This window comes from Streptomyces chiangmaiensis, from assembly GCF_036281785.1.
Lineage (GTDB): Bacteria > Actinomycetota > Actinomycetes > Streptomycetales > Streptomycetaceae > Streptomyces > Streptomyces chiangmaiensis.
This window is the reverse complement of record NZ_JAYWVC010000231.1, coordinates 1-11,721: the sequence shown is the minus strand read 5'-3', so window position 1 is coordinate 11,721 and position 11,721 is coordinate 1. Positions and strand designations below refer to the sequence as shown.

The window sequence follows — 11,721 nt, the reverse complement described above, 5'->3', positions numbered from 1 at the left end:
ACCGGGGTGGGCTACCAGGCGCAGTTGGCGCTGGCCGAGTGCCCGCCCGCGGTCAGCCAGGATGCCGCCGACCTGTTCGCCCAGCTGGAAACCCTCGACTTTCCCGTCGACTACACCGTCGACCTGACGCTCGTGCCTGCGGAGAAGGCGCGCGACCAGGTGCGGCGCAAGAAGAACGAACTCATCGACCAGGCCGACCAGTACGACGCCCGCCCAACCGGCATGCCCGCGTCCCTGACCGAGGCCGCCCGCGACCTGGGCGAGCTGGATGCCCGTCTCTCCCGCACCAGCGTGGAGGTCGAGGTGCAGTCCGTCACCGTGCTGACGGTGTGGGGGCCGACCGCCGCCATCTGCGACGCCCGGGCCCGTGCCCTGGCCTCACTGCTCGGTGGCGCCGACTACCGCGCCGTCCGCCCGGCTGGCCTGCAAGAAGCCCTCTTCACCCTCGGCCTGCCCGGCACCGTACGGCCGGGTGTCGTGCGGGAGTTCACCCAGCACCAGGTCTCCGAAGACTGGGCGCTGGGCGGGGCCTTCACCGCTGCGGAGGTCGGCGACCCCAACGGGATGTTCCTCGGCATCGACCTGGACTGCGGTACCACCCGCCCCGTCATGATCAACGTGGCGGATGCGCCCAAGGTCGACGCATCCGCCTCCATGGGCATCGTCGGGGACCTCGGCGCGGGCAAGAGCGTCCTGCAGAAGCTGATCGCGGAGGCGGTGTGGGCGCGCGGTGGCTGCGCGATCTGTATCGACCGCACCCCCGTACGCGAGTGGGCGACCTTCGCGCGCACCGCAGCCAAGGGACGTGTCCAGATCATCGACGCCGCGCAGGCCGAGGTGTCCATCGACCCGCTGCGCATGTTCGACGGGCCCGAGGGCCGCCACTACGCCCTGTCCTACCTCACCCTGCAGCTCGGCATCGGTCCGATGAGCACAGGCGGCGAGGTCCTCCACCACGCCGTCGAACAGGCCGCCCTCAGCGACGCCCCGTCCATGCACCGTGTCCTTGAGGTCCTCGAGGAGATGGCCACGCGCGAGGCGGGCAAACGGCAGGACGCGGCCGCGACCCTCGCCGGCCTCATCCGGGTCGTCGCCACCAACTCCCTGGCCCGGATGGTCTTCGACCCGACGCTGCCGCCGGTACGGCTGGATGCCTCCAGTGCCTCCGACATGATCGTGATCACCACCACCGGTCTCAAGCTGCCTCCGAAGGCCGCGTTTGCCAACCCCGAGATCCTTCACCAGCAGCCGCTGGAGGCGCTGATCGGCAGGGCGGTGCTCTACCTGATCGCCGCGATCGCCCGGCAGACGGCTTTCGAGGACCCCGAGCGGTTCACCGCGGTGGTGCTGGACGAGCTGTACTGGCTCACCTCGTCCGCCGAAGGCACGGCCTTGGTCCACGAGATCCTCCACGACGGCCGCAAGCACGGCGCCGGGCTCCTGGCGGGCTCGCACGACGCCGAGGAACTCGGCCCCGACCGCGGCCTGATGGCCTACCGGGCACTCGCCCGCACCGCCGACCGTGAACGCGCGCGTCGCGGCCTGGAGTTCGTCGGGCTCGACCCGAACGACGGCGAGTTGCTGCGGCTGGTGACCACGGGCCTGTCGCCCGTCGGCCAGAAGGGCCGGGAGGGCGAGTTCCTGCTGACCTGCCCGCGGCAGAACACCGGCCGCATCAAGGTCTCCATCCCTCGCATCCCGCGCATCACCACCTCCATCACCACCACGCCAGGCCGCCGCACGGCCGTCTCAACCTCCGTGCCGGAGCCGCCCGCCGGTGACGCCGTAGAGACCCGTTTGAAGGAAACCGTCTGATGACTACTTCTTCCTGGGACCGCTCGCGGCGTGTTGCCGCCGCGGCGAGCGTCCTCACCGTGATCGCCGTCGTGGCTGCCGCGGTCGTTCTCGCCCTCGGGGTGGGCGTGCCGGAGGCGTGGTGGCCGCACACCGGGCGGGCCTTCGCCGCCGACACCGCGCATCGGGATCCCTGCGCCCTGATCGTGGGCCCGGCCAAGGCGTGCTGCGGGCGCGGCGCCGCGAGTTCGGCGTCCGACGGCCCGCAGGACGTGGCCGGTGGAGCGTGGAGGCTGGGGACCGCCGGTGCGGGTGTGGGTGCTCTCGTGGTGTGGCGGCTGCGCAGCGCTGGGCAAAGGCGGCGCTGACGTGTTCCGTCCAGACCGCGCGACCCTGCGTTCGGCCGGCTTCGTCGTGCTGCTCACCGGTGTGTTCCTCCTGGTGAACACGCAGGTCGTCTACGCGGCCAGCAGCAACAGCGAGACCGGAGACCTGCTCGCTCCGCTGAACATCTACTCGTCCGAGGGTGTGCCGATCGACGGGTACGAGCTGAGCGCCGAGGGCGGCTCCATCGTCGCCTTCAAGAGCCAGGCCCTGTCCTTCGCCCTTTCCGGGTTGTTCACGCTGATCCGGCTGCTGGTCGGGCTGGCCGGGTGGGCGATCGAGGTGGCCTTCCGGTTCCCGCTGCTGAAGCTCCTCACCCGTCCGGCGCAGAAGGTCGCCGACGCCTACAACCATATGGTCGTCGACACGCTCGGGATCAAGGGCCTGTTGCTGGCCTGGGCGTTCGTGTTCGCGGGGTTCATGATCGTGCGTGGCCGGGTCGGCCGCGGTCTGGGCGAAATCTTCCTCACTCTGCTCATCGGGGCGATTGCTGCCTCGGCTCTCATCCGTCCCGACACTCTGCTCTCGCAGGACGGGCCGCTGGGGCAGTCCCAGCAGGTGGCTGCCGAGGTCGCCCAGGAGAGCGTCAACTCCTACGACTGGGGCGGCAAGATCGCCAGCTATGACCCGTGCGCGGGCATGGCTGGCAACGCCGAGATCAAGTGCGAGGAGCGTGAAGGCGAAGGACCGGTCTCTTCAACAGAGGTGGCCCGGCCCATCCAGGATTCGATCACCAACGCCTTGATCGTCAAGCCGTACATGCTCCTTCAGTACGGGCGCATCCTCGACCCCGCCAAGACTGCCGACCGCAAGGCCTACGCCGTCCATCTGAAGTGGATCACCGGCGGGTACATGCCCAGCTCGACCCCGTCGGACAAGGCGAAGGATGCCTGCAGCCTGATCCACGGGCCGGGCAAGAAGTACTGCGAACGCGGCGTCGACGACAAGCCGCCCAGCACCGACGACCTCCCGACGCTCACACCTGGTGGCGAGCTCCTCGACGCCTCCAATGCGATCGTCACCGACGAGGACCAGGCGTTCGCCGCGTTCCTCTCGGACATGAAGAAGGCCGGCCCGGTCGGCAAGTCGTGCGCGACCTACGCCGAGAAGCCCACCTGGTGGCGGGTCGGCGGTGCTTTCCTGCTGCTGATCGCCGCGCTGTTCATCTGCGGCATGCTGCTGTCCAGCGCGATCGTTCTGCTCGGCACCCAGGGTGTGTGCGCGGCCGCGGCGGCCGTCGGCGGCGTCACCTTCGTCGCGGGCATGCTGCCCGGGCCCGCGCGCCAGTCGGTGTGGAAGTGGCTGTCCCTGTGGGGGATCGCGGTCCTGGCCGTGGTCGGGATCTGCGCGTTCATTCCCTTCTTCGGGATCGCGATCGACGCGACCATCACCAACGGCCCCGACCTGATGGTCGAGCGGATCCTCCTCATCGACGTCCTGGCCATCGCCGGAGCGGCCGGACACCGCAGGCTGCTGACCGGCATCACCTCCTTCGGCCGGCGCATGGCCATGCGGATGCGCTATGCAAAGGTGGGCGGCACCCACATGCCTGGCGACACCTCCGAGCTCGGCGCTGCCCTCGCCATGAACTCCCCTGCCGCGATGGGCGGATACGGCGGCGGGCTGCGCGCCTTCGTCGGCGGTGGGGGCGGCCGGTTCGGGATGCTCGGCACCCGCCAAAGGCTGATGGTCGCGCTCGCCTCGTTGTTCGACGGCGCGGGCATGCCGGTGGACACGGGCGGACTCCTCGCCGACGCCACGGCCGAAGCCGGACGCGGTCTGGCCCCGCTCACCGCGGCGGCCGCCGTGGGCGGGCTGGGCGCACGGCTCGGCGCCAAGGGCTCGCACTGGCTGCTCATCGGGCGTCGGCCGGACAAGGAGCAGTTGGCCAAGTGGCGCAAGCCCACCGCCGAGGGCGACCCGGGCGCGGGCGGCTCGTCGGACGGCGGCGACGGCGGTTCAGGCGGCACGGGGCCGCGGAGGCCCTCGGGTCCGCCCGACCGCTACCGCAACGAGCAGGGCCAGGTCGTCGACCGGAACTCCGGCCAGGTGCTGCACGACCAGAACGCCGACCGCACCCTGCTGTCGACGCGGGCGCACAACCGGCTGGTCCGCTTCCGCGGCTACCGCATCCTGCACCGCGGGGGCCGGGCCGCGTACGGGGCCACGGTCGGCCTGCCGGCAGGCGTCCGCCGGGCCCGGACGGGCGGCTCGCGCTACTCCGAAGACGCCCGCCAGCAGGTGCGGGTGTGGGGCAACACGGTTCGCGAGGACGGCCGGGCTTGGGCTGACACGGGCCGTCACGTGTCCCGGGTCGTGAGGGATCACACGGACGACAGAGGGGGGACGGGTCCCTTCGTCAGCCGCCGCCTGTCGACCCGTCCGGCACCGGTGCCGCGTCCGGCCGGCTCCGGTTCCCCGGGCCGTGCACGACCGGCCTCACCGCGGCCCGCTGCGCCGCCGCCTGCTACCGGGGCCAGTACCCAGCCGACCCCGTCGCCGACGTCCCCGACCCGGCTCGGAGGCGGTGCGCCCCAGGGTCCGGCACACCTGGCACCGGACCGGGCCGGGCCGGTCTTCCCCGGAGGAGGCCGGGCGCGCAGCAGCACTCGCGACGAGGCTCGCGCCCGCTTCCAGGAGCTGATGCGGCGCACCGCGTCCGACGCCGAGCGTCGGCGCCAGGAGCGGGCCCGGCAGCCGGAGGACGGTGAGGACGGGTGAGGCCGTCCCGGCGCCGGATGGCGCGGTGGGGGTGTGTGGTGATGCTGTTGCTGTTCGCCGCCGTGTGCTGCGCTGCACCGGTAGGCAACGCCATCAGCGCGTACGTCGCGCTGAAGACGGGCCAGCAGGACGACGGCGGGATCGCCGAGGGCGGCAGTGCCGCAGACATCCCGCCCCGGATGCTGACCGCCTACAAGAAGGCCGTCCAACAGGTCGGAAAGTACATGCCCACGTGCCGCGGCATGCGCTGGCCGATCCTCGCCGGGATCGCGAAGGTCGAGTCCAACCACGCCGTGGGCCGCAACATCGCCGCAGGCGGCGACATCCGACCGAAGATCTACGGGGTTCTCCTCAACGGCTCCGGCCAGGGCGGCAACACCACCGCCTTCCCCGACACCGACAACGGCAAGTGGGACGGCACCTCTCAAGGTGAGCGAGCCGTCGGCCCCTTCCAGTTCCTGACCTCCACCTGGGAGTCGATCGGCAAGGACGCAGACGGCGACAAGATCGCCGACCCGCACAACGCCGACGACGCCGCGCTCGGCGCCGCGATCTACCTGTGCGGAGGCGGCCGTGACCTGACCAAGCGCGCCCAGCTGAAAGCTGCGATCTGGCAGTACAACCACTCGAACGAGTACGCCGCAGGCGTGCTGGGCTGGATCGACCAGTACACGGCGGCCGCCAAGGACCCGGACCTGAAGAACGTCTCGGGGAAGGTCCGCACCGTCATCGAGGCGGCGCTCTTCCAGCGAGGGGTGCCGTATTCATGGGGCGGCGGCAACGCGAGCGGCAAATCGTACGGCATCTGCTGCTCCCCCAGCGGCAAGAGCGGCGCCAACATCAACGGCTTCGACTGCTCGGGCCTGACCGGATACGCGTACGCCAAGGTCGGCATCAGCCTGCCGCGCGTCGCGGCCGCGCAGTCCGGTGTCGGCCAGCGCATCCCCGCGAGCCTCGGCACCGGTGCCATCAAGCCGGGCGACCTCGTCTTTTACGCCTACGCCCACGGACGCGATTCCACGATCTACCACGTTGGGATCTACCTCGGCAGCGGTCAAATGATCAACGCTGCCCGCCCCGGCACTGTTGTCCGGCTGGACTCGGTCAACGCCATGTCCGGCTTTGCGGGGGGAGCGCGGCTGCTGTGACCACCACCCCACGCTCACCGCGTCTGCTGCTGCTGAGCACCGCCCTGCTCGCCGTCGCCGGCATCGCCCTGCTGGGCATGCCGCACGGTCAGCAGCCACCGGCTCCGGCGACGTCGCCGACCGCGCGGGCGACCACGGATCCGTCATCTGCGCCCTCCGCGCCTGGGCGGAAGGTGGCCGTGGCCACGGCTCCCTCCACGACACCCGCGGGATCGACACCGTCACTCGTTGACTCCGCTCTGCCGCCGCATGGCGAGGGCGTGGCCGGCGACCGGGCCATCCAGCGGTCCCTGGAGGCTGCCTGGCCCGCCGACCTTCCCGCCGCCGACGAACGGGAGTTGCTCACCGCCGGCCGCGCGCTGCTGCGCGCGGACGCCACCGGCATCGGCCGCGCGAAGTGGCCCACAGTCTTTCCCGACTCCGGCCAGGAGGTGGCCCCGGCGTTCGCCACCGCTCGATTCCGCATCCAGGCCGCGATCGCCCGCCGTGACGGCAGCCCGCACAAGGCGGTGGTCCATCTGGTGTGGGCCGGCATGGACCGCGGTGGCACCTTCACCGACCTTCGCATCACCGACTGGCGCTTCATCCGAACAACTTCGAAGAAGGGAGCAGCGACGTGGACTCCGCAGCCCCGTACCTGACGGACCGGGCCGATGACACGGCTGCTAGTCAGGTACTCGGCCTAGTCACCAGCCTGGTCGACGCCGCCGACTGGCTCTACGACCACTGGTACCTGTTCGCCCTGGCCATCACCGCATGCTGGGGCGTGGGCGAGATGGTGGTACGCCGGCTCGCGGCCAAGGCTTCCGCCGAGCGGATGGCCTTGGAGCTCGTCTCCAACCGGCACTTCGACCCGAGCCTGGAGGAGATTTTCCGGCGCGGTGTCCAGCTCGCCCGCGCGTCCACGGCCATGCCCTGGTGGGCGCCCCGCAGGGCGAAGACCGTGCAGGTCCGGCTGCGCGCGGACGGCAGTGCGCCGTTGCGCTACCGGATCGAGGGCCCGGCGGGCGGTGAACGGCTGCTGTCCATCACCCCGTTCGGACCGGACATCACCGTCAACCGGGCGCGGCCGATCGTCGACGAGCCTCGCACGCACACCGTGCGCGCCGAGTTCATCCTGCGCGGCAAGCTCACCTCCCCGCTGCGCGTGGTGCCGCTCAACCCCGACCCGCTCCAGCCGCTGGTCGACGCCGTGGCCGACCTGCGCGCCGAGCTCGGGGACCTCGCCGAGATCCGGCTCGACATCCAGCGCGCCCCGAAGTGGGCACTGCGGGCGCGCCGCCTGCAGCTGATGAGCGCCGCACGCAGGAGTGAGCGCCGGGAGTCCCAGCGGGCCGCGCGCTGGCTGAGGCAGGACGCGAGCGGCATCGAGGACTCTCTGGGCTTTCAGCTGCAGCAGCTCCTCAGTGACAACCGCGGCGCGGGCAGCAGCCGGCGGCTGGTGATGCCGCCGGTCCCGCGCCGGGTGGAGCCGGCCGAGGCGCTGGGCAAGCTCGCCGAGGACGACCACCTCGTCCGGGTCCAACTGCTGGTGATGTGCGCCTCGAACACCGAGGGCCGCGCCCAGGCGAGGCTCGCCCAGCTCCAGGCCGCGTTCGACGTGTTCGGCGGGCGCTCGAGGTGGGCGATGCGTGGCTGGCGGCTGGGCCCATGGCGGTTCGGCGCCGACCACTGGCCCACCCGGCGCGGCTTCGAGCGTCGCTGGAATCTGGGGCACTGCCAGCCACCCCGAGCGAACTGGGTCCGGCTGAACGAGCTGACCGGCCTGCTCAAGCCCCCCACCACGAACTGCCGCCTGCCGGTGCTCGCCGGTGACCTGCCGACCTTCGCCTTCGGCGAGCCCGAGTTGCTGCTGCAGGGCATCTACCGGGGCCCGGACGGCCGGGAGCGGCTCGTCGCCACCTACGCCGAGGAGACCTTGTTCGAGGTCGGGGTCGGCAAGGCCGGCGGCGGCAAGACCGAACGCGCCCTGGCACAGGCGATCGGCTGGGCGCACGCGGGCGGCGGGCTGATCTTCGTCGACCCGCACCGCGACTCCTGGCCGCGGGCCATCCCGTTCCTGGCGCACGACACCCTGATGCCGCGGATCGCACTGATCGACCTCAACGGTCTCGGCCCCAACCCGCGCGTGAGTTCGTGGAATCCGCTCGGAATGCAGCACGGGCAGCCGGTGTATGAGGTCGTCGAGGCGATCGCCGACGCCTACGCCTCCGCACTGGCCTGGGACGACGCGACCGCACCGCGCGCGCTCACCATCCTCACCGCCGCGCTCACCGTCCTGGTCACCCTCAACGAGGCGGCCTGCCAGGCCGGCCAGCCCGAGGACCAGGCCACGATCTTCCACGTGCGGGCCCTGCTCACCGATCCCGGCTTCCGCAAGGCAGCCCTTGCGATGGTGGCGGGCCGGCTGGATGAGGAGACCCGCTCCTGGTGGCAGGCGGTGTTCCCGACCCTGCCGCCCGACGCGTTCGCCGTGGTCCTCAACCCGATCGCCCGGCTGGCCGCCAACCCGGTCACCCGCGCGTTCCTCGGCCAGCCGGTCGGCGTCTACAACATCCGCGCGGCGATGGACTCCCGGATGATCGTGTGGGTGTGCCCGGGCGGCAACGGGCCCACTGACCGCCTCCTGACCGCGCTGCTCGCCCGGGATCTGCTGCGGGCCGCGCGCTCCCGGCGGGACACACAGGAGGACAAGCGGGTGCCGTTCCGCCCCTACTTCGACGAGCTAATCACCCTGACCGGGGCGGCCCCGGAGACCATCGCCGCGATGTTCGAGGATCTCCGCAAGTACCGGTGCCACATCCACGGCATGACCCAGCTGCTGGCCCGCCTCCCGGCCGCGGTGCGGCTGTCGCTGGTGCAGAACGCGTCCACGCTGGCCACCACCGCCGGGTCGAGATCCGCCGTCGCCGCGATCACGGCCGAGTGGGGCGATGACCCCAGCCCCGACCGGGTCGCCACCATGGAGCGCTTCCAGCACTACGTCTCTATGAACGTGCACGGCCGCCGGGTGGGTCCGGTGCAGCTGCGCGGGCCCCATCTCGACGACGTCTTCGCCGCCCAGGCGCGCCCGCAACAAATCCCCGCGCTGGAGCGGGCCGCCCAGGCGAACGCCCAGGCGCTCCCGCTGGACCAGCTCAGCGACCGCGCCGCGAAGCAGCTCGGCCAGGTCGCTGCCTTTCTCGCCACGCACGCCCCTGCAGGCGCCGCCGCTGTCCACCTGTCGAAGGAGGAAAACGAATGGACCTGACCAGCGCCCAGCCCAAGGGCCGTACGACGACGGGCTTCACGCCCAGCCCAATCGAGCCCTTCAAACATCAGCTCCTGGCCACGCGAGAAGAACCGACGAGTCGAGATCTCGTTCTCGCGCACAGCGGATTAACGAGGTCGGTTCGGCCCGGCGTTCCTGTCCTTGCGATGTGCGGGAGCGACGAGCGAAGGCACAGAACTATAAATCGATATCCGGTTCCGAAAGTGACCGGGTACGTCCCGAGTTGTGCGAGCGAACTAAGTTATCGGGCTGGGAAGTTGCCTGGCATCTGCGTAATCTTGCGATCACGCAAACGCATTACCGCAGCTGGACCAGGCCGCGGTTCCAGGTCCCCGCATGTCGGAGGCCGGGCGGCGGTCGACCGGACCAGGCCGTACGGGGAGACAACGTGACAGGCACACAACGACGCTCATCAGGGCTCAAGATCGCCGCTGTTCGCACCCGGAAGCGCGCAACCGCATTGCTCCTTGCCGGAAGTCTGCTGGCACTGGCCGGATGTAGCGACAGCGGCTCGGGCGCGTCGTCGTCCAAGCCCAGCACTACGCCGCCAGCCGTGTCGCCGTCCTCCCATTCCACCGTCCCTGCCGAAGACGCCGCTGTTCTCGCGGCGTATGCCAGCTCATGGGATGCGAAGACCGAGGCCTACCAACAGGCCTCTTCTGCGGGCACCGACGTGCGGAAGTACACGACTTTCAAGGCCCTGGCGGACATCGAGCGCAACCTGTCGGCCATGAAGAAGGCCGGGCAGGTGACAACCGGGAAGCCAGTGATCCACCCGAAGGTCGTCAAGGTGACCGACGCCAAGATCCCCAAGGCTACGGTCGCGGACTGCGTGGACACCACGAACTGGACGCTGATCGACAAGGCCACGAAGAAGCCGGTCCCGCTGCCAACGGAACGACTCATCAAATACGTCAGCACCGCAACGCTTGAAAAGTGGGGGACGAAGTGGATGGTCACCGAGTGGACCGCTCAAGATCAAGCCTGCTGACCCGGCGCCTCACCTTACTATCCGGCGCCCTGGTCCTGGCCACGGCAAGCACCGCGTACGCCGACGACGACCCCAAGGTCGATGCTGGCAAGTGTCACGTCGTCGAGTTCTGCGTCAGCGTCGGCGTCGGTGACGACACCCCCAGCAGTGGTGGTCAGGCAGGTGGCTCACAAGGCGGCAGCGAGGACAATCCCAGCAAGGTGAAGTGCACCTACACCAAGGTCGATCAGAAGCCTCCAGCCGACCACCCGGTCTGGAAGGGCAAAGACCCGAAGAAGAACGACCTGTACTTCAGGTCCTGCTCCGACGGTGGTCAGAACAACCCGGACGGCTTTGTCGTCGTCCCGACGGGCCAGCCTCCCGCTCCGCAGGTCGACCCACAGGAGCTGGCGCAGCGCGCGGTCGACTCCATGACGCTGCTCGGCCCGGCGATCGCCAGCCCGCGCGCGGCCGGGAGGTACACCGTGGGTGTCCCGATGTGGATGTGGGTCAATCAGAGCGCCACGACGTACGGACCGAATACCGCGACTGCATCGGCGGGCGGGGTCACCGTCACCGCGACCGCGAAGGTGTCGAAGATCGTGTGGTCGATGGGTGACGGCGCCTCCGTGACCTGCAACGGCCCCGGCACGTCCTACACGTCGTCCGAGGGCATGGCCCAGTCCCCGACCTGCGGACACGTGTACTCCAACACCTCGGCCGGGGCCCAGAACGGCAAGTTCCCAGTGACAGCCACCTCGACGTGGACCATCAACTGGCAGGGCGGCGGACAAGCCGGCCAGCTCACAGAGGTCCGGCAGACCAACGTGCAGGTCGCGGTCGGCGAAGTACAGGTCGTCAGGTAAACGCCGCCGGAAGGACAGAACGGTGAGCAAGACCCAAGAACGTGCATACGCAGCCCCCAACGGCGCCCCCTATCAGGGAGGTGTGGCCGCACCGGTGGCGCCGCCCCGGGTGTCGGCTCGTAGGCGACGACCAGGTGTCATCGCCCTGTCGCTGGCGCTGATCGCCGCCGGTGGCACGGGAGTTGCGGTCCTGCTGCTCCAGGTCGGGAACCGAACGGACGTGGTGACCGTGGTCCGCGATGTCCAGGTCGGCCAGGTCCTCACCGAGGACGACCTGGGTAAGGCGTCCGTCGCCCTGGACCCGGCCGTCAAGGCGGTGCGCGCCGGCGACCTGAAGTCGGTGGTGGGCAAGCGGGCCGCGGTGGAGCTCAAGCCCGGCTCCCTGCTGGCCCCCTCGCAGGTGACGAAGGACTCGCTGGTGAAGGCCGGTGAGCAGTTGGTGCCGATCGGCTTGGAGCCCAAGCAGATTCCGGCCACCGCTCTGGTGCCGGGCCAGAAGGTGGAGCTGGTGCATGTCCCGGCCCAGGGCACCACTGACACGGGCAAGACGTCCGACGTCGCGCCGCA

Annotated in this window: 9 protein-coding genes; all 9 read left to right on the top strand. The window is 70.4% G+C overall.

Annotated features, from left to right (window positions below):
* A partial coding sequence (locus VXC91_RS37370) for an ATP-binding protein (protein ID WP_329511805.1) occupies positions 1–1,815 on the top strand: 1,815 nt, incomplete at its 5' end.
* A complete protein-coding gene (locus tag VXC91_RS37365) occupies positions 1,815–2,162 on the top strand; it encodes a hypothetical protein (protein WP_329511804.1) in 348 nt (115 codons plus the stop codon). The genes VXC91_RS37370 and VXC91_RS37365, both read left to right, overlap by 1 nt.
* A 1-nt stretch (position 2,163) precedes the next feature.
* Positions 2,164–4,899: a hypothetical protein gene (locus VXC91_RS37360; RefSeq protein ID WP_329511803.1), complete on the top strand. Its 2,736-nt coding sequence runs from the start codon at positions 2,164–2,166 to the stop codon at positions 4,897–4,899.
* Positions 4,900–4,940: 41 nt separating this feature from the next.
* On the top strand, positions 4,941–6,047 hold the full coding sequence (locus tag VXC91_RS37355) for a C40 family peptidase (protein ID WP_329511802.1): 1,107 nt from the start codon (positions 4,941–4,943) through the stop codon (positions 6,045–6,047).
* A complete protein-coding gene (locus VXC91_RS37350) occupies positions 6,044–6,688 on the top strand; it encodes a hypothetical protein (protein ID WP_329511801.1) in 645 nt (214 codons plus the stop codon). Before VXC91_RS37355 ends, VXC91_RS37350 begins: the two co-directional genes overlap by 4 nt.
* Entirely contained in the window at positions 6,664–9,297 is a 2,634-nt protein-coding gene (locus VXC91_RS37345; protein WP_329511800.1) for an ATP/GTP-binding protein, read from the top strand. Before VXC91_RS37350 ends, VXC91_RS37345 begins: the two co-directional genes overlap by 25 nt.
* A 409-nt stretch (positions 9,298–9,706) precedes the next feature.
* The gene (locus tag VXC91_RS37340; protein WP_329511799.1) at positions 9,707–10,309 is read left to right on the top strand and encodes a hypothetical protein; all 603 of its coding nucleotides are present in this window, start codon (positions 9,707–9,709) and stop codon (positions 10,307–10,309) included.
* Positions 10,282–11,154: an ATP/GTP-binding protein gene (locus VXC91_RS37335; protein ID WP_329511798.1), complete on the top strand. Its 873-nt coding sequence runs from the start codon at positions 10,282–10,284 to the stop codon at positions 11,152–11,154. Before VXC91_RS37340 ends, VXC91_RS37335 begins: the two co-directional genes overlap by 28 nt.
* Before the next feature lie 22 nt (positions 11,155–11,176).
* Positions 11,177–11,721 (top strand): SAF domain-containing protein (locus VXC91_RS37330; RefSeq protein ID WP_329511797.1); only part of this gene is annotated, 545 nt, incomplete at its 3' end.

Excerpts from the sequence above, each read along its gene's own strand:
- VXC91_RS37355 (WP_329511802.1), top strand. The coding sequence starts at position 4,941 with ATGCTGTTGCTGTTCGCCGCCGTGTGCTGCGCTGCACCGGTAGGCAAC.
- VXC91_RS37365 (WP_329511804.1), top strand. The coding sequence starts at position 1,815 with ATGACTACTTCTTCCTGGGACCGCTCGCGGCGTGTTGCCGCCGCGGCG.